Here is a 19712-nt window from a genome sequence, read left to right on the forward strand (position 1 = left end):
GCATGTACCACCTAAAACCTTTCGATTATGAACCACTACATTTTGACCCCCGAAGACCATCCCGGCAGCCATCTTATCGAGAAAGCGATCGATGAGACGTTGGGCTTCATCAATGCCGATTGCGTGTACCTGTCCGTAAACAATCAGTGCGGACCCGAAACGATCGTGACTTTTTATATGGATAAAGACAGCACCCAACTGGCCGAACTTGAGGTGTTGGCCGACAAGGTGTTTGCGAAGTATCCCGCTTTCGCGTATCGGCTGTTCTCGTGCGACTATGCCGAGGATGCGTTGCGCAAGGGCAACCTGTTCATGGTGCGCCATGTGGCGCTGGGGTCGGTCGCCTACGCCAACCCCGAGGGCGGGCATCCGTTCTTCCCCGAGGCGGCCATGCCCAACCGATTGATCACGCGGGCAAAGAAACTTTTCAAAAAGAGGCTGCAAAAGTGCGACCGTATCCTGAGCGATTATGTCCGTTGCATAGAGCACGAGAACTTCACAGAAGCGGTATTCGTGCTGCACCGGGCTTTGGAAGTGCTATACAAGACGGGCGCGAATTTTTTGACGGGCAGGCCGCTCGTTTCCAAAAGCATAGCGGTGCAGCAGGAGAACATCAGGACGTTTGCGCCTGCGTTGGGCCATTTGTTCGATCCCGCGGGCGAAGAAGAGTGCTTTTTGCTGGAACAGCTCGACAAAACCTATCCGGCCATGAAACGCCGCCGGTTCCCGGAGCCGAAATTCAAGCGTGAAGACGTTGGGAAGATCCTCGCTAAAGTAGCGTTGGCGAAAAAAGAAGTGGAGCGGCTTTTCGCAGAGGCGGTAGGCGAGTGTTTCAGGAAAACGAAAAGGCATCACCTTATCGGTTTGGAGATAAAGGATGCTGAGAACAAATCCAAAGCCGTAAGACAGAAGCCGTCGGAAACGAACCCGGAACTTATCGTCAGCACTATCACCAAGAACCTCGACACCGCGGCGATTTACTGCTTCGGCAAAAGTACGGCTAACGCCGGGCGGCTGTCCCCACTGGTTTCGGAACGTGAAAACGATGCGTCGCGCGAACATTTTTACATCCTGGCCCTCGTGGAAGCCATGAAGGAAAATGCGGTGGCCGACATCAGCGATGCGATCCGCGTGAAGAGCGACGACAAATGTACGGTCACGCTGCTGCTGCATACGGTCACCTCACTTAGGCACCGCACCGACCACGGCGTGTTTTTCTTTAGCGAAGTATTCAAAAAAGGCGAAGTGCTGTACGAGCACGAGACGGTTCCGCCGGGTTTGAATTTTGTAAGTCGCAAGCGCTCGGCCAAAGTGTCGCGGGCGTATTGGAACAGCCGGATGGCGATTGCCGCAACGTTCCTCGATTCGGAAAACCAGATCGAGCGTTCGGGCGTCGAGGTCGTCAAGCAGTCGATGTTGCATGTGGCGGCCGAACACGTTTGCCTGGGGCTGATCGAGGTGTTTCTGGCGTATCGCCCAAACCATTACGGCCTGGGCTACCTGTTCGACCTGTGCGATTATTTCACGCCCCTGTGCCGCGAGGTTTTCCCGAGGGACACCGAAGAAGGAAAACTGCTGTTCAAATTATTGTGCGGCAACATGAGCAGCCTGAGGCGGGCCGTGCCCGATTATTCCGATTTTACCTATACCGAACTGCTCGAAAAACGGCTGCATCTGTTTGTGGAGCGGGCGAATATTTTGGTGGAAGAAGAATTGAAGCGCACGGAAGAGACAGGCCATGGCCCAACGGGCGTAAGCGGATGATTCCTGCATCCGAAGGCGGCGAAATCGCCCCATCTTACTTTTCCTCTCCCGCAAAACTGTAAGGCAACCCATGCAACAACGCAAAAATTCCATTGCTGACAGGGTTCGGGTCGGCCTCGAACGTATTGCAAAGCAAAAGGATGACGAGGTCTTCGTTCACGACATGGGTCATCACGGAACGGAAACCGTTTATCGCCCCTTGATGGAACACAAAGTGTACTTCGGTTTTCAAATCCGGCACGAACGATTTGATGGTCCCGACACCGTATCCGTAGTTCGACGAGAAAGGGGTGAACATCATTTCGGTGCTTTTTGCGGACAATAGTTTGTTCGAGAACAGCGCTTTATCCCACTTGAGTAAATCCCCTGTCGTGGAATACATCGCTCCGGCTGAGAATATGGTGGAGGAGATGTCGATATACTCGGCGTTCGAATAGCCCGACGGGCCATAATTATACCCTTTCGCCCTGTTTTTGATCAGTCGTTCGGGCGTTTCCATTCCCGTATTTTGCATGTGCAGTACGTCGAGAATCTTTTTTTGCAGCACATTGGCGTACGTGTCGTGCGTGACCTCTTCGATGATGCCGCCCAAAAGATAATAACCTGCGTTCGAGTATTTGTATTGGGTACCGGGTTCATGCAACAGCGTGTCGCTGCAAAACTTTTGTATGAATTCGCGGTGGTCGTATTGCCGTTTGCTTATTTCAGTGAAAAAATCGTCCCTTTCGGTATAGTCCGGCAAACCTGCCGTGTGGGTCAGCAAATGGTGGATGGTTATTTTTTCGGCGAGCTCTTTTTTGTAATACGGCAGGTACCGTGTTATCGGCGCGTGCAAATCCAGTTGCCCCGATTCCGCGAGCTGCAGGATCAACACCGCGGTGAATTGCTTGGTCAGCGACGCGATTCGGAACCGGGTGTCTTGCGTATTCGGGATGTCGAATTCGCGGTCCGCCAGCCCATAGCTTCGCGCAAATACGATATGCCCTTTTCGGGCCACAGCCACATTGCCGTTGAAACGTCCGAGCTTGGCATACGATTGCACCAGGGCATCTATTTTTTCTGTTTGGGTTTGGGCAGTGACGGTAGCGACCCAAAAGCACGCAATCAAAAAGAAGTATTTTAATGGGTTCATAAAGTGTTGTTTTAGATTTCGGACCGGTGCGTCTTTGTACTATAAGCAAACGCTAGTCTGCAAGACACCGTACCGACATTCCCGCGCCCTTGCCGTAATCGGCACTGTACCATCCCACTTCGTCACCCTTCAGCAAATAGTATTGCCAGGCATAGGAAGATTCCAGTTCGGTTTTTGTCCACCAACGCCCGAGGCAACGGTTTTTGTCGAAATAACCGCTGTAGTAGCGCATGCTGCCCGGACGTCCGTCAAAACCGCTTTCGTTCGTGCCGTTCTCCGCACCGGGCCAGCCTTCGGTACTTTTGAGTTTTTTTCCCGCCATTTTCTGTCCGCCAAGGAAATCCACGAGGGTTTCCCAATCGGCTTTCGAGGGCACATGGTAGCCTTTGGGAGCCAGGCCGCGCGGATCGCTTACCGCGAACCAGTTGTAGAGTTTGCCGTATTTCAATTCGTTTTCGGGGTCGTTGCCGTAGTAGCACCACGCTGGTTTATGCTCTTCGTATGCTTTTTTCCATTCCTCGTCCGTTTTGGCGTGCGGTATCGGGTCGCCGTTCCTAAACGTGTCCACGTTGAGGTTTTCGGCCATCCATTGCTGTTGACCGATTTTAACCGTGGCGGGTTTGGTTTGGCCCTGAGCCGCCACGCCGAAGCAGCACATCATGAAAAAGAAAACGCAGGAAATAGCGGGGTTGATCTTTTTTGCCATCGTGTGGGTTTGGTTTAAAACATCCACAATATAATCCTTTTTGGCCTTGTGGGAATGCTGTTTTTTATCATAAAAACTTGATGGGGATGGGGTAAAAGAGTCGCTCAAGCTCGAGATCAGGCAAGAGGTATTGGCGTCCAAAAGTCATTGCTCGAGGGCTCAAAGGAATAAGATGACGTCCTGGGATTGGTCGAGAACCATCATCAATCGGTCAAAGTGCAGAAATCGAGTGCTACTTCCTTCGCCACGTCCTGTTGTACAGGAACCCGCCGACCAAAAAAAACAGCAGATTCAAAACCAACCATACGGTCTTTTTAAACCCGTACCCATACGCTTCCGATATATAAAACGTCAGGCAGGCCGTCACGCAAAAAATCGCGGACAAACACATCATCTGCACATTCCTGCCGGCATCATATTTCCGCAGCAACGGAAAAGCGACGGCCATTGCCATCACCGCGGGGAGAAGGAATAAAAATTCACAAAGCAGGTAAAACAGGAACAACTGGAAAAGCGGCCCGATGGCAAAAGCCGAGGTATCGCCCTCGAATAGGGCGAATGCGATCGGTACGACAACCAAAGTGGTCGTCCAGGCCTTGAAAATGTGGTAATCGTTTTTCACGTATCGGGTTCAATTCGTTTCAGGTTGAAAACATGCGGCTACCACTCCCGCCATTCCTCCGTCACATCCTCATCAACGGCATTATACCCTTTTTTGTTTCCCGCAAGGATGATGATGTCCGCGATCTGTTCCCGTTCGCCGGTTTCGATGAGTTCGCCTTCGCAGTCGTCATTGAGTTCGTTGAGTTGCATAACAGTCGACTCGACGACCGCCATGCCTTTTTCTTTCGAGTTCGTTTTGGCCATTTGCACGAGATATTCCTTGAGTATCAGCACACATTTTTCGACGTCTTTTTTTGAATACGAAGGTTCGGCTTCTTTCCTATACGAAAGCATCGAAGTTTTGAGGTCGTTGATTTTTGATTCCAGTTCGTCTATTTGCGGTTGCGCTGTTTTTTTAGCGGAAGAAAGGAATGGAAACAGCGATAGCAGCGAGGTGAAAAAAGATTTATTCGACATTTGATTTTGGTTGTTGATGAATCTAACGCCAAGATATAAACTAATCCGTTAACGTACATCAACCGGAATACAGGTCGTTGATCGGCTACACGCATTAAGGCGTCGGTCATGGTCTTTCTAAATCTTCGAGCCGGACGTTCCCAAGGTTTCGGACGGATTCTTCAAGCAATTTCTCGATTTGGTTTACTATTCGTGCAAAATCCTTTGAGGTAACCAGGCTTTTGTACCATTGCAAAGGGACCGATGAATAGCCGCCTTCACGCCATGCTACATTTATGAAATTCCAAAGATCGGTGTTTACTCCTGTCGCTTCGAAGTTGGGTTGTATGATTATGGCCTTGCGGATATCATTTTCGACCCAATCGATCCTGCGTTCCTCGAACGTTCGTAATTGTTGCGGATAGCCGGGCCTGTCTTTCGTGAGTCTTGCCCCGAGTTCGGTAGCATAATGTTCAATGATCGGATCTATGTCCCGGAATCGTTTCATTTTATTCGTTGATTTGAAATAATAGATGTCAACACAATTATCGGCTGGAGTTTTGCAGCATCGGATTTAAAATTTCTAGGATAATTCCTGTACCGATTAAAGTCGGGCCTTCGTAAAATTCAAATTCCAGGTTTTCATACAATTGGTTCTTAAAATAGTCCACGCCCAATATTCTTATTTCCGCCTTTACGGTGTCGCCGGGATATACTTTTTCGACATCCGGGAAATATTGTCCGCCCGACGTGAGCATTTCAGAGAACGGAAACTTTATAGCAGGTCGATATCCTGACATTGCCGCGGTTTTTCTTCCGCCTTCTTCGGTCGTGCGATAGGTCAATGAAGCGATGAAGTCGGGTTTTTTCTTTTCGAGCGATTCATTCGAGTTTGATCCGGAAGTTTGTAAAATTTCGGAGTATTTTTTTGCGAATCCTGAAATCGGTTTCTCCTTTTCTTTTTTAAAAATCCTGTTTATCCAATCAAACATGTCTTGTTAGTGGTGGTCAGCCTGCGTTTTCTAGTAGTTCAATTAATTTTTCAATATTGTTTCGTGGCATTTTGACAACGGAAGCAATTTCGGATTCACCATTGGAAATGATCAAAACACCGACATTCTCTTCCTCATATCCGACAGGACAGACCGAGTAAGAAATTTCGTTTCGCCGAATACTTTTCTTTCCATCCCTAAAATAACGATAATCCGCTATATAGCTGATCTCATCGTTACGGAATCGGATAATTTCTTCGCCGCGGTGATTCCATAAAGCCAACCGCAACATATAGAAGCCGAGCAATGAAAATACCCCGATTGCGATGAGTCCGCCAAACTTTATTCCCGCACCGCTTATGACGGAAAGCACGAATCCCGATAGCGGCAAAGCAAAACAAAGTATCGTGATCAAATACAGAATGGAAAGTATTATGATCGGCGATCGCCTTACTTTAAGTTTTAGTTGATTGTCTTGAAAATCGAATTGGGTCACGGGTCTGTTGTAAATGATTAAAAATGTCGGCAGCAGGTCATTTCAGGATTTCCCACCAGCTTTTTCGGTTATTCAATGTTTTAAATTTAAATGTATCCAGGTCCAAGGTAAAATGGGTTTCGGTAAAATTACCGTTCGAATCGAAATCATGTAATGTCCCATGCAATGCGTCCCCGATTATCCGAACGTCGCTGATCCCGTCAAGACACAAATTCGGGAAATGTTGTACTTCCTGCCTTGACCGGACCACGGTAATCGAATATTCGCCCACAAGTATGAACAGATTTTCATGCTCGACCACATTTTTATAATCGAATCCGGGAATTTCGAATGAATGATGGTTTTCCGGATCGATCATGTAGCAAATCCCTCTTGCTATTACCAGGATATTGTCGTCACCGAGCCTGCAGACAAATTCCAGATTTGAATTCCCGGTCTCGAAGTTACCGATCCATCTCTTTCCGTCACGTTTAAGAAATTCGACAACGAAACCTTCGGAATATTCCCTATAACCATTTGGCGGGACAGAGAAATACATGTCTCCATACGGAGGTAGTCCTTTTAGTATTTTAAAATGTTCTTTCAAGGTATTCTTTTTGACTTGCCGTGAACCGACAGCGAGCCGCAAGTGGTGATACTCTTCGGTTCGCAACAAATATAAACCATTCCTATTATGTGTTTCGGTCGCATTTGCGATATTTCGCCTGGGTGAAGGAGCATGCCGACATTTGTGAACCCCTTAACTCAAGCGATTCCGGAAGCCTTTAAATTGTAATTTTGGAAGAAGTCGTGTGCAACCGACTATAAAGCATCATTCAAAAGCCATCGCCCGAAGTTGTTCCCTATACGCTTCGAGTGCATCTGTCTTGGCGATGATGCCGTAATAACGCCCGTCATCGATTACCGCCAGGAAGACCCTTTTGGTTTGCTCGAACTTTTCCATCACGCGGTCCATGCTATCCGAGCGATACACTACCTGTAAGGGCTCGGACATGATACCCCGTGCAAAAACATCCGGATTATTTACCGAGTCGAAGACAATCTCGCGCACATCGTTAAAATAGATCATGCCTTCAAGTTTCCTGTTTTCATCTACCACCGCGAATACGTCCTGGTTGGAATGGATAATGATGTCGGCTAATTTTTGTATCGAATCCCCGGGCAATACGGTTTTGTAATTTTTCCGCACGATATCTTCGGTCTCAAGCGTCCACAAGATGTTCGTGTCTTTGTTGCTGGTGAACGCCTGCCTCTTTTTGGCCAGCCCTTTCACGTCCAGCGAATGTTTTTCGAAACGCTTCGACAAGGCGTAACTTATAGACGCTACGATCATGAGCGGAATCATCAGGTCGTAGCCGCCTGTAATTTCCGCGATGAGGAATATTGCAGTAAGCGGTGCGTGAAAAAGCCCGCTTAAGATGCCCGCCATTCCTACCATGGTAAAATTGCTGACAGGCAAATCAGTCAATCCCGTAAGATTGAGCAGCTTCGAAAAAAAGAAGCCGACGTATGAACCCATGAATAACGACGGCGCGAAATTCCCTCCATTGCCACCGCTGCCAAGTGTGATACCCGTTGCAAAAGCCTTCATCGCGAACGTGGCGCCAACGAACAGCAACAATACCCAATTATTGTTTCGCCAATCGCTGAAAAGTGTGTTGTCCAACAGACGGCCGGGATCTTTCCCCGCCAACTCTTTGATGCTTTCGTAACCTTCGCCGAAAAGCGTCGGGAAAACGAATATAAGTCCTGCCAAAAGTATCGCTCCAAAAAATGCCTTCCGGTAAGCGCCAAAGGCAAGCCCGCCGAAATAATGTTCCGCCCTAAGGAAATTGCGGTAATAAAATACCGCCACCATACCGGTTGAAAGCCCAAGCAGGATATAAAAAGGGATATTGTGGTAATCGAAGGTTTGCTTTTCGCTGAACGTAAGAAGTACATTTTCTTTCAGGACGATGGCCGATACCAGGGCGCCTGTCGCGGCCGCAATCATGATAGGCGTAAAGGCGGCGATACTGACATCCACCAGCAACACTTCAACGGCAAACAGCACGCCTGCAATGGGAGCGTTGAATGCTGCGGCGATTCCTGCGGCCACGCCACAGCCGATAAGAAGCGTCCGCTCTTTGTAACTCAACAGGAACTGTTGCGCAAAGTTAGACCCGTAGGCGGCGCCCGTTACCACGATGGGGCTTTCCAAACCTGCCGACCCGCCAAGGCCAACGGTAAGTGAACTGGTTACTATTTGGGCATACATCTGTTTCCTTGGGATGAGGCTTGATTTTCGCGCAACCGCATACAGGATTTGCGAAGTACCCTTTTCGATGCTTCCGCCCAATAGTTTACGCACGACGAGAACAGTAAGCAAAATCCCAATCACGGGCAGGATGCTGTTGATGAAACTGAGATGCAGGATGCTGTTCAGATACGTCGCAAACGAAAAAACGGCATGGGCGAATGCCTTAAGCACAATCACGGCGAAAGCGACCGTAACCGACACGATGACACTGGCAAGAAATATGAACTGCTTTGCGGAAAGTCGTTTTTTTACGTACAGCAACAAGGCGTTTATTTTCCGTAAATAGGTTTTGAGCATGGCGAAAATGTAAAGGAGGCAAAGGTACGGCCTGAGGCTCGGAATCACCACTGAAGTCGGCAAAATCGTCGCCAGATTAAAATTTAGGGCATTACATGATAAGCCGTACGCCGTGCAGGTCGGCTAATCTATAAGTGAATCTGTTTCCCGGAGAAGAGATGAACATGAAATTTGTAGGGATTTTCCATTTTTCGCACAACTCTTCTATAAGTTCCGGCCCGAAATTTCCTTCTATCTGCACATATTCCAACTTGATTTCCGGATAGGCACGGTCCAGCGCATTGAAATCGTCCATAAATGCCTTCGTGACCTGACGGTTCTCGTTGACCACGGTAACGATTTTCAACTTCTTAGTGATTTCGTTTTCCTGTACATACAGGATGGCCTTGTTGAGCAAGGATATATCGTCCGCCTTCGAAAAATAGACGAAATGCTGCGAATGGAGCTTATGGAGTTTTCTCGTCAGCATGACTTCGCTTATCCGCATCGTGCGCTCGAAACTCTCCAGGAAGCTGCGCACCACGACCAACAGATACTGAAGCACGAATTGTCGGTTGAGCAATAGCAACACGATGACGATAGACGGAATGAAATACTGAAGGAAAACGACAAGATATTCGGGATGCAACCGGACGTTCCCGTATAGGGCCGCCACGATACAGAAAACTGCAAAGGCGACCACGAACGGCCTGGAATATTCCGGTCTGGGGAGTTTGGATCGCTTGATTTTGAGCAGCAGGTTACCGAAGCCGAAATAGGCCATGACCGCAAGGAAGGAAATCGTATATACCCCGGCCAGTGGCCCGAGCTGGCCTTCCGTTATGAGCAACACCGATACGCAAAGCGCGAAAAAAACAAGCAAGATACGCGTCGGTCCGCCGCGCTTGTTCATCTTCGTGAGTCCTTGCGGAAGGATGCGGTCCAAAGACATCCGTTTCATAAGCCCCGAAACGCCTACGAACGAAGTCAATACAGCGCCACTTAATACCAACACGGCGTCAACGGCAATGAGTTTGGCAAGTATCGGGCCGCCCGTGATTTCACCCAGGTACGCGAGCAATACTTCTTCTTTGCCTTCGACTTCAGGTATCGCGATTACACTGATAAGCGCCAACGCCATAAGCGGGTTGATGACCGTGACGGCAATCCACATGTTGCGCAATGTTTTGCGAAATACGCCGCTCTCCTGTTCTTCCACGAAGTTGGAAGAGCTTTCAAAACCTGAAATGCCCAGCATCGCCGTACTGAAGCCTAGAAAAAGTGCGATAGGTATGCTGCCTTTCACGGGTAAATGGAAATTCTCGACAAGCGTTCCGAATCCTTGCCCGAACGCAAACCAAGCCGCGCTTGCGATGAGCAGTAGCATAGACGCGATATGCAGCACGAAAATGAAAATGGCAACCGAAGACGATTCACTGATCCCGAAACTGATCAGGACCACAAAAAAGAACATCAGGCCGATGGTCGCCCAGAAAATCGGAAGCCCATCTACAAGACCTGCTAAATAATGCATCGCCTCGCTGGCCGAAATCACCGCGGTCGCCATGTACGACAAAATGGTGAGGCAGGCAGCCACCGACGCATTGCTCTTGCTGGTGGTATTCAGCAGGATGTTATACGCGCCGCCGTTAAGCGGCAAGGCACCCACCGCCTCGCTGTAGATTTTTCTGAAAAGATACAGCACGCCGGCAACCATCAGCAGCGAAATCCAGGCGTATTGGCCCGCATACAGTATGGCGAGGGCTGAGACATAGAGACAGGATGATGTAATGTCGTTTCCGCAGATTGCCGTCGCGGCAAACTCCTTAAGTTTATGGACTGTCTTCATGCTGTATTTTTAAGGACCGGTACGTCGCTAGCGCAGGGCGTCTATTATTTTTTCTTCTTTGGTGAGCGTCGATAGGTTGATCGCCGTCTCGATCAGTGCAAGATGCGAATAGGCTTGAGGAAAATTCCCCAACAGCCTTTTGGTCTTGAAATCCAGGTCTTCGCTGAAAAGCCCGAGGTGGTTCGAATAAGACAGCAGCTTTTCGAACAGGGCTTCGGCCTCGTCCGTCTCTCCGATCTTGAACAGGCTGTTGATGTACCAAAACGTACAAATGGTGAACGAAGACGACGGCAAGCCGAAATCGTCCCTGTTCTTGTAACGGTAAAGCAGGCCGTCATTGCTCAGGTCGCGTCCGATGGCTTTAACGGTACTCACGTATTGCGGATTCCAGGGTTCTATGAAACCATAATTTTCCATGAGCAATACCGAAGCGTCGAGGTCGGAACTGCCATAGGATTGGGTGAAAGCCTCGATATCGTCGTTCCATGCATTGTCCAGGATATCTTTACGGATAGCGTCGGCCAACGGCTGCCACTTGCGGGCTTTTTCCCGTTTTCCCAAAAGCAGCGCTACTTTTACGGCGCGGTCGATTGCCGTCCAGCACAAGACTTTCGAGAACGTGAAATGCCGCTCTTCGGTCCGGAATTCCCAGATGCCTTTGTCGGGTTCCTGCCAGTGCTGCCCGACAACCCAGACAATGCCTTTGGTAATGTTCCAGATTTCCTCGCCGTTTTCGATATCGTTGGAAAACAGCGTCAGCTGCTGATGGATGACATCCATCAGGATGCCGTAGATGTCGTGCTGTCGTTGCTCATAGGCGGCGTTCCCGATCCGCACGGGGCGTGAGCCTTCATACCCCGAAAGATGCTCAAGGAATTCTTCCGTGAGCTTCTTTTCGCCATGTATGCCATACATGATCTGGAGCTTCTCGTCCTTGTCGGGCAACAAATCGAGCACGAAGCGAAGGTAGTCTTTCGCCTGTTGCCTGTGCCCGATGGACGTCAGCACTTTTACCACCATCGAAGCGTCGCGTATCCAGCAGAAACGGTAATCCCAATTGCGCACTTCGCCTATCGTTTCGGGCAGCGACGTGGTTGCGGCAGCCAGGACCGCGCCCGTCTTTTCATAGCTGAGCAACTTTAACGTGATGGCGCTGCGGTTGATTTCGGCATCGTAATTTTGATAGGAGGGCGTATTGTCCGACCAATTCAACCAATATACTTTGGTCCGTTCAAACTCGAGACGGATCCGTTCGAGCGTCGGCACGAATATCTTTTCGTTATAGCCCATCAGGAAAAAACCGTCTTTGCGCAGTGCGATTTCTTTTCCTGTGGTAATAGCTTCCAAATCAAAGTCGCTGTAAAGGAACAAGCTGTCGAACTTTTTCGTGTTCGTGAGGCTGATGATGAAAGCATCTTTCATATAGGTGAACGTCTCTTCGCTGGCGTATTCCAGTCTCGGATCGTATTTCACGCGAAAGATTGGGCTTCCTCTCAAAAGGCGTATATGCCGAATAATTTCGGGTGGTGTGTAGCTGTCGCCCGATTCGTTGAGGTAACGTGGCATAAAGTCGAGCACCTCGAAGGCATCGCTGCCGTTGTCGAAGCGCGTCGACAAAATACTGGTGTTTTCAATATAGTGTTGTTCAATGCGGTAACTTCGGTCGGTGAGGATTGAAAAATGACCTCCGTTTTCTTCGTCCAGAAGTCTTGCGAAGACCGACGGGGAGTCGAATCGGGGCAGGCAGCACCAGTCGATCGCGCCCTTTTCAGACACGAGCGCAGCACTTCGGCAATTGCCGATAATTCCGTAATTAAGGCTTTTCATGTGATTTTCTTAACAGGCGAACCCGGTTAATATCCTTAAATTTACGAAAACTTCAATAAAATCGACATGTCCAAAACTATTATTGTTTCAAACCGTCTTCCCGTAGAGTTCAAAATTTCCGGCAATCGCATACAATCTACACCTAGTGTCGGAGGATTGGCTACTGGGTTGAAATCCGTTCACGCGACGGGCGAAAGCCTCTGGATCGGGTGGCCGGGGCTTACGTCCGAACAGATAGGCGACTTCGATGTGGCCCTGAACCGTACGGCTTCCGAATCGCGCATGGCCAACGTTTTCCTGAAGCAGGCCGAAGTGCGCGATTTTTATTTCGGCTTCAGCAACAAATCGCTTTGGCCGCTGTTTCATTATTTCCTTGAATATACGCTGTATGACCCCAAGCAATGGGATGCCTATTACAGGGTCAACCAAAAATATGCGGAATGCGTCCTGGCACATGCCGAGGAAGGCGACCGCATCTGGATACACGATTATCAGCTGATGCTCGTGCCAAGCATGATACGCGAGAAGCGCCCTGATGTTTCCATCGGCTTCTTCCTGCACATTCCCTTTCCGGCCTTCGAGATTTTCAGGACGTGCCCGTGGCGGGACGAACTGCTTTCCGGACTGCTGGGTGCAGATCTCATAGGCTTCCATACCTACGATTACGTGCAGCATTTCCTGAACTCAGTCAAGCGCATAAAAGGATTTTCAGTAAAGTTCAACGAAGTGGACGCGAACGGACGAACCGTGAAAGTCGATTCGTTCCCGATGGGTGTGGACTTCAACAAATTCCATTTTTCGGCCGCCAAATACGAAGTGACCGGACAGCAGTTCCAGTCCGATCTGGTGAACCGGCTTCAGGACCATCTCAAGCAATACCCTGACAGCCGCCTGATCCTGTCAATTGACAGGCTTGACTATACCAAAGGCATCCCGAACCGCATCCGCGCATTCCAATATTTTCTTGAGCGCCATCCCGAATATATAGGTAAGGTACGGCTGGTCATGCTCGCGGTCCCGTCGCGCGAAGACGTGCCCCAATACAGGAAGCTAAAGCGGGAAACCGATGAGCTGGTAGGGCGCGTGAACGGAAAATTCGCGACCATCGACTGGACTCCGATCTGGTATTTCTACCGGTCGTTGCCCTATGAGGACCTGGTTGCCCTTTACACCACGTCACATATTGCCATGATCACGCCGCTTCGCGACGGTATGAACCTGGTTGCCAAAGAATACGTGGCCACGCGGATTGAGCGCGACGGGGTATTGATTTTAAGCGAAATGGCAGGAGCGGCAAACGAATTGAGCCAGGCATTGCTGATCAACCCGGAGAACATGAACCAAATTTCCGAGACATTGGACCAAGCTCTTAGGATGCCGCTCGAAGAACAGCGTCACCGCATGGAAGCGATGCAGAAACGCCTGTCGCGATACACAATTGAAAAATGGGCGAATGATTTTGTCACCAGCCTTGAAAAGACGGTTCGCAACACGCCTAACCCTGCTGCCTGCCGGAAGATGACACCATCCATCACGGAAACCTTGCTGACGGAGTACCGCACCGCACACAAAAAGCTCGTGCTGCTCGATTACGACGGCACGCTTGTAGGATTTCGTGACAATCCTGAGGATGCCGTCCCGGACGCAGCGCTGTACCAACTTTTGAACGATATAAATAAGGATGAGGATACCGAAATAGCCATCATCAGCGGGAGAAACCGCGCTTTTCTTGAGCGTTGGTTCAATAACATGCACTACACCTTGATTTCAGACCATGGCGTCTGGATGCGTCGTGCGGGCAAGAAATGGGAAAAGCTCGAAGACCCGAAGACCGACTGGAAAGACAGTATACGCAATGTCATGGAAGATTTTGTAGACCGTACTCCCGGTGCATTTGTCGAAGAAAAAGAATATTCGCTCGCATGGCATTTCCGCAAAGCCGACGACGAACTTGCCTTGATAAGGGAACGCGAACTTCGCATCCTGCTGGCGGGCATGGTAGGCGACAATGGCCTGTCGGTACTAGAGGGCAGCAAGGTAATCGAGGTAAAAAGCAACCTGGTCAACAAAGGGCGGGCCGTGACACGCCTTATCCTTGACGGGTCATTCGACTATGTTTTTGCCGCCGGGGACGACCACACCGACGAATATATGTTCGCCGAACTTCCCGAAATGGCGCATACGGTCAAGGTTGGCAACGCACCGACCGTCGCCAAATACTATACGGGCAATCCGAACGAACTCCGCAAGCTTATGAATCACTTCACCTTAAATTAACTGAAATGGAAAATACAACCGCCACACCACCTAAGAATGGCCATTACGGAAAAATGGGGCTGATGCTCTTCGTGTCGTTCCTGATCATGTATGCCGTTATGTTCCTGAACGTAGATTCCGCAGGCCACATCTATCTCAGCCTGACGCGAACCTATATGTCGCTGCTCATGGTCAGCCCGATGGCTTTGCTCATGTTGTGGCTCATGCCGAGGATGTACCCGCACAGAAAAAAGAACGCGGCGATCGCGACGATGGCACTGGTCGTGTTTTGCCTTTCGCTTCTGGCCTTGCGTTCCCAATCGTTCATTAGTGACAGCCAGTACATGAAAGCGATGATCCCACACCATTCTTCTGCTATCCTGACCAGCAAGCAAGCCAATATAAAAGACCCTCGCGTCAGGGCGCTTTCCGAAAAGATTATCCGCTCACAAGAAGAAGAGATTGCGCAGATGAAACGACTGTTGGACAGCATCGCCTACTGATTTTTCGTTGCCAGACCGGCTGAAACATCGTATTTTTACGAATTCACTTACATGCACAGTCCATTTTGTTCTGTGCAAGACCTTCCCGTTTATGAAAATAACCCGACTCTTCAACGACTTCTTCCACAATGAAAAATCCAGCGGCCTGATCCTGATCTGCTGCACCGTGTTATCGCTCATCCTGTCTAACACGGGAGGCGACGGATGGCTGCACTTCTGGCACACGGATCTCGGTGGCGAAAGTGTCGAATATTGGATCAATGACGGTTTGATGACCATTTTTTTCCTGCTGGTCGGCCTTGAACTGGAACGCGAGGTTTACATAGGTGAACTGTCCGACATTAAAGACGCGACCTTACCTATTTTTGGGGCTTGGGGCGGCATGCTTATTCCGGCGGCAATATTCGTGGCAGTCAACTTTGGCCTTCCGTCACAACGCGGCGCCGGCATTCCCATGGCGACCGATATCGCCTTCGCCCTGGCCATCCTGTCGTTATTAGGCAAACGGGTCCCGACATCGCTCAAAGTGTTCTTGACTGCCTTGGCCGTAATAGACGATCTTGGGGCAATTCTTCTCATCGCTATATTTTACAGCAACGACATATCCTTGGTGAATCTGGGCATCGCTTTGGCTATTTTCGGAGGTTTGTTGGCGCTGAACAGGCTCAAAGTACGCAACCTCATTCCCTACCTGTTGGGCGGCGTCGCGATGTGGTGGTTCATGTTGCATTCGGGGGTACATGCTACGATAACGGGTGTATTGCTTGCGTTTGCCATACCGTTCGGGAATGGGGACGAAAAATCGACTTCGTATATTTTGCAGGACTTCCTGCACAAACCGGTAGCCTTTCTTATTCTGCCGCTTTTCGCATTGGCCAACACTGCGATACCCATTCACGGCAGCTTGTCTGAAACCTTGAGGCAACCCTATAGCATCGGCATTGCATTAGGCCTCGTCGTCGGGAAGCCGCTGGGCATCGGATTGTTCAGTTACATCGCCTGCAAGCTAGGGATATGTAAGCTTCCCGGGGATATCTCCTGGAAGGCCATCATCGGTGTAGGTGCTTTGGGCGGCATCGGTTTTACCATGTCGATTTTCATAACCCTGCTCGCTTTTGACGATGGGGAAACTATCGGTCATGCCAAACTTGTCATTTTACTGTCTTCCTTATTAGCCGCAATTTTGGGATTCTCGATGCTTCGCCTTATCTTGACAAAGGAAGTAGTCGAAACCGACGGATGACATCGTCGTCTTTGCGGCTTCTCTCACGTAAAACGAAAGAAAAATGAGTAGTTTGTTCGATTTGATCAGCCTGAATAAGGGAGAAGAAGACCGACAAAAGGTACTGGAAAACGTATCCTCGAACGTCTCGTTCCGGGGTTCCAACCTTTGGATCCTCGCCTGCGCCATCGTGATTGCCTCTATTGGGCTGAATGTCAACTCCACTGCCGTGATCATCGGCGCGATGCTTATTTCCCCGCTTATGGGCCCGATTGTCGGGGCTGGCTTCGGATTGGGCATCTTCGATTTTGATTTGCTTCGCAAATCGCTCAAGAATCTGGCTACCGCTACTCTGGTTAGCCTTACTGTTGCGACCGTTTACTTTTTCCTCAGTCCGTTTAAAGAAACGCAGTCGGAGCTGTTGGCACGGACCTCCCCCAATATCTACGACATCCTTATCGCGTTTTTCGGCGGTTTGGTCGGGGTGATCGCCCTTACACGCGTCGAAAAAGGAAATCCAATCCCGGGTGTAGCGATCGCAACGGCGCTAATGCCTCCCTTGTGTACCGCAGGTTACGGCCTTGCCGTCGGCAATTTCCGTTTTTTCCTGGGAGCGCTTTATCTATATACAATCAATTGCGTGTTTATATGCATCGCGACTTTCCTGATCGTAAAATACCTCAAGTATCCGATAAAGCAACAGGTAAACGACAGGCATGCCAGGCAGGTGCGTTTTTCGATGACGTTCCTCATTACCGTGATGCTGGTCCCCGGAATTTACTTTGCCTATCAATTGTACCAGGAGCGGAAATTCGACGAAAAGGTGAACCGATTTCTCCAAAATGAATTTTCGGAAAAGGGATACACGCTCATATATCGCAAAACATCCTACAATGCTAATCCTAAGCGCATCGAACTCGCGCTTCTGGCAAAGCGTTTCTCGCACAAGGAGGCAAAGTTGCTGCAAGAGAAGTTAGGGGTATACGGCATCCTTAATACAAGACTTCGCATCCGTCAGGACACCACCGACCTTAAACGCGATATTCTCAACGAGATCGGGGCGGCGAAAGCGAAGGAGAACGAAAAAGATATCATAATCGCCAACCTGCGCAAGCAATTGGACGCAGGAAAGATTGACAACGTCCAAATACTCGATGAGGCAAAGGTGCTGTTCCCGGGTATCCGGAACCTTTCGATAGCGAGGCACGAGTTCAATTCGTCTACCGATAGCGTGTTTTCGATTCCGGTCATACTGTACCGTTCCGAAAAGAGCTTATTGCCTCGGGACAGTGAAAAACTTGGGGCGTGGCTACAGCACAAATTGAGGGCCAGGCAAATCGAGCTTGTCGAGCAAATCGAACCGGCAACCAAGAAAAAGAAATGAAGTTTCCTGAAAAAAAACTATATTGTAGGAAAGGTTAGTTATTGATAAAAAGGCCTTCGGTTCGCCGGAGGTTTTTTTGGTCTGTTTGCACGAGCATAGGCGCCAGCAAGCTACCGGTAGTATTTCGCCTAAGTGGTGAGTACCCCACATTTCATGACCTCCTGACGGAAACGCCCCGCAACCCTCTTTTAAATCGTCTTTTTGCAACGGGAAAAATGACCCATGTAAACCGCATGCACGACTACACTTTCGAACACTTCGGCCAAGCCAAGACGATCACCGACGGATTCATCGACAGGCAAATCAAAATTGCACAAAGCAGCCTGATCCAACATCTAGATATTACTTTGGACGACATCGGCCGAAGAACCCAAACCGCGAACGTCACTTACGATGGGAAGACGGGAACTCGTATCGAATACCTGGTGAGCAAACACGGGGAAAATTTGCAATGGCTTACGATTTTCTATAATACCGAGCGGAGTTTCCTTACGATCACGTCCGAAATCTACCTCGGCATTAAATGACCTTCCAATAATTAAGCGGCATCTTGATGTCCGTTTTTAGAGAATGAACTATCCTTTGTGTTAGCTTTTTTATAATTTATACCGATAGGTATTTATTTTTACTACATTTGTCTCGCAAGAAGCGTCGCAAGCGCTTTTTTTGTGAAAATAAAAATACCTTTCGGTATAATTATCATTTCTAAGCTAAAACCAAAAATCATGAAAGACGTCTATATCGTTTCCGCCAAAAGGACGCCCATCGGAGGCTTCCTTGGCAGCCTGGCCGGATTATCCGCCACCGAATTAGGCAAAATCGCCATTGAAGGCGCGTTGTCAGCCACGAACATCCCTGCAAACCAGATCGATTCGGTCTATATGGGCAATGTGCTCCAGGCCGGACTCGGGCAGTCACCCGCGAGGCAGGCGGCCAAATTTGCAGGCATAGACGACCATACCGACGCCACGACAATCAACAAGGTCTGCGCTTCGGGAATGAAGGCCGTAATGATCGGTGCCCAGCAGATACAATTGGGTATCGACGATGTAGTGGTTGCCGGAGGCATGGAGAGTATGAGCAACGTACCACATTACCTGCAGCAGCGAGTCGGCAACAAAATGGGGCACGCGCTGCTCACCGACGGATTGCTCAAGGACGGACTTACCGACGTGTATAACGATTTCCACATGGGCAACGCCGCAGAAGTCACCGTGCGCCAATACGGCATTACGCGCGAAGAGCAGGATGCCTACGCGCTCACATCTTATGAAAGGGCGGCGAGAGCATTTGCCGACGGAAAATTCGCCGACGAGATCATCCCCATAGAAATAAAGCAGAAAACGGGAAACGTCACGATTAAAAATGACGAAGATGTCTACAAGCTGATTCCCCAAAAAGTGGCCGCTCTAAGGCCTGTATTCGAAGAAGGCGGGACCATTACCGCGGCCAACGCGAGCAATCTCAACGACGGTGCGGCAGCTTTGGTTCTGGTTTCGGCCGAAGCGGTAGAAAAGTATGGCCTACAGCCCATCGCCAAAATAATAGGGTATGCAGATGCCGCCCAGGCTCCCGAGTGGTTCACGACCGCGCCTTCCATAGCCATACCTAAAGCGTTGGCTCAAGCGGGACTGTCCCAAACCGACATCGATTATTTCGAGATCAACGAGGCTTATGCCGCCGTAATCTTGGCCAACACCCGAATACTGGGCATCACACCCGAAAAGATAAACGTATACGGAGGCGGTGTCGCCATGGGGCATCCAATCGGCGCGTCCGGAGCGAGGATACTTGCCACATTGACGTCGGTATTGACGCAAGAAGGCGGACGCTACGGCGTCGCGTCCATATGCAACGGAGGAGGAGGCGCATCGGCCGTGGTGATCGAAAAACTGGCGAACTGATCGTTGCATCACATAAGGCTTCGGTTGTCCCAAACACTATTTA

Annotated in this window: 18 protein-coding genes; 7 read left to right on the plus strand and 11 right to left on the minus strand. The window is 49.6% G+C overall.

From position 1 onward, the window contains the following. Positions 1-27: 27 nt before the first annotated feature. The gene (locus HZF10_RS06220; RefSeq protein WP_176005318.1) at positions 28-1764 is read left to right on the plus strand and encodes a hypothetical protein; all 1737 of its coding nucleotides are present in this window, start codon (positions 28-30) and stop codon (positions 1762-1764) included. 34 nt (positions 1765-1798) lie between these two features. Here HZF10_RS06220 and HZF10_RS06225 read toward each other — a convergent pair whose 3' ends face one another. The 11 genes from HZF10_RS06225 to HZF10_RS06275 form a co-directional block, all read right to left on the minus strand. Further along, the gene (locus tag HZF10_RS06225; protein WP_176005319.1) at positions 1799-2896 is read right to left on the minus strand and encodes a serine hydrolase domain-containing protein; all 1098 of its coding nucleotides are present in this window, start codon (positions 2894-2896) and stop codon (positions 1799-1801) included. Positions 2897-2948: 52 nt separating this feature from the next. Then, positions 2949-3602 carry a fibrobacter succinogenes major paralogous domain-containing protein gene (locus HZF10_RS06230; RefSeq protein ID WP_176005320.1) on the minus strand — a complete coding sequence of 218 codons (654 nt, stop codon included), beginning with the start codon at positions 3600-3602 and terminating at the stop codon, positions 2949-2951. A 232-nt stretch (positions 3603-3834) separates the two neighbouring features. After that, positions 3835-4224: a hypothetical protein gene (locus tag HZF10_RS06235; RefSeq protein ID WP_176005321.1), complete on the minus strand. Its 390-nt coding sequence runs from the start codon at positions 4222-4224 to the stop codon at positions 3835-3837. Positions 4225-4262: 38 nt separating this feature from the next. Further along, positions 4263-4682: a hypothetical protein gene (locus HZF10_RS06240; RefSeq protein ID WP_176005322.1), complete on the minus strand. Its 420-nt coding sequence runs from the start codon at positions 4680-4682 to the stop codon at positions 4263-4265. 106 nt (positions 4683-4788) lie between these two features. Then, positions 4789-5169 carry a hypothetical protein gene (locus HZF10_RS06245; RefSeq protein WP_176005323.1) on the minus strand — a complete coding sequence of 127 codons (381 nt, stop codon included), beginning with the start codon at positions 5167-5169 and terminating at the stop codon, positions 4789-4791. Between the two features lie 37 nt (positions 5170-5206). Beyond that, entirely contained in the window at positions 5207-5653 is a 447-nt protein-coding gene (locus tag HZF10_RS06250) for a hypothetical protein (RefSeq protein WP_176005324.1), read from the minus strand. 16 nt (positions 5654-5669) lie between these two features. Further along, complete coding sequence (locus HZF10_RS06255) at positions 5670-6149, minus strand: hypothetical protein (RefSeq protein ID WP_176005325.1); 480 nt, start codon at positions 6147-6149, stop codon at positions 5670-5672. 37 nt (positions 6150-6186) lie between these two features. Beyond that, on the minus strand, positions 6187-6735 hold the full coding sequence (locus tag HZF10_RS06260) for a hypothetical protein (protein WP_176005326.1): 549 nt from the start codon (positions 6733-6735) through the stop codon (positions 6187-6189). A 225-nt stretch (positions 6736-6960) separates the two neighbouring features. Continuing rightward, positions 6961-8745, minus strand: coding sequence for a chloride channel protein (locus tag HZF10_RS06265; RefSeq protein ID WP_176005327.1), 1785 nt, complete (start codon positions 8743-8745; stop codon positions 6961-6963). A 91-nt stretch (positions 8746-8836) separates the two neighbouring features. After that, positions 8837-10573, minus strand: a complete 1737-nt coding sequence (locus HZF10_RS06270; RefSeq protein ID WP_176005328.1) for an APC family permease — start codon at positions 10571-10573, stop codon at positions 8837-8839. 27 nt (positions 10574-10600) lie between these two features. Next, a complete protein-coding gene (locus tag HZF10_RS06275; protein WP_176005329.1) occupies positions 10601-12400 on the minus strand; it encodes a glycoside hydrolase family 15 protein in 1800 nt (599 codons plus the stop codon). 66 nt (positions 12401-12466) lie between these two features. Between HZF10_RS06275 and HZF10_RS06280 the strand changes: the two genes are divergently transcribed. The 6 genes from HZF10_RS06280 to HZF10_RS06305 all read left to right on the plus strand — a co-directional run bounded on the left by HZF10_RS06280 (position 12467) and on the right by HZF10_RS06305 (position 19669). Beyond that, positions 12467-14677, plus strand: coding sequence for a bifunctional alpha,alpha-trehalose-phosphate synthase (UDP-forming)/trehalose-phosphatase (locus HZF10_RS06280; protein WP_176005330.1), 2211 nt, complete (start codon positions 12467-12469; stop codon positions 14675-14677). A gap of 5 nt (positions 14678-14682) precedes the next feature. Then, complete coding sequence (locus tag HZF10_RS06285; protein WP_176005331.1) at positions 14683-15159, plus strand: DUF305 domain-containing protein; 477 nt, start codon at positions 14683-14685, stop codon at positions 15157-15159. Positions 15160-15250: 91 nt separating this feature from the next. Beyond that, positions 15251-16402: a Na+/H+ antiporter NhaA gene (gene nhaA, locus HZF10_RS06290; RefSeq protein ID WP_176005332.1), complete on the plus strand. Its 1152-nt coding sequence runs from the start codon at positions 15251-15253 to the stop codon at positions 16400-16402. 43 nt (positions 16403-16445) lie between these two features. After that, positions 16446-17765, plus strand: a complete 1320-nt coding sequence (locus tag HZF10_RS06295) for a DUF389 domain-containing protein (RefSeq protein WP_176005333.1) — start codon at positions 16446-16448, stop codon at positions 17763-17765. A gap of 215 nt (positions 17766-17980) precedes the next feature. Then, the gene (locus HZF10_RS06300) at positions 17981-18292 is read left to right on the plus strand and encodes a hypothetical protein (protein WP_176005334.1); all 312 of its coding nucleotides are present in this window, start codon (positions 17981-17983) and stop codon (positions 18290-18292) included. A gap of 198 nt (positions 18293-18490) precedes the next feature. Beyond that, on the plus strand, positions 18491-19669 hold the full coding sequence (locus HZF10_RS06305) for an acetyl-CoA C-acyltransferase (RefSeq protein WP_176005335.1): 1179 nt from the start codon (positions 18491-18493) through the stop codon (positions 19667-19669). The last annotated feature ends 43 nt before the right edge of the window (positions 19670-19712 follow it).

Source organism: Flavobacterium agri (genome assembly GCF_013401995.1).
Lineage (GTDB): Bacteria > Bacteroidota > Bacteroidia > Flavobacteriales > Flavobacteriaceae > Flavobacterium > Flavobacterium agri.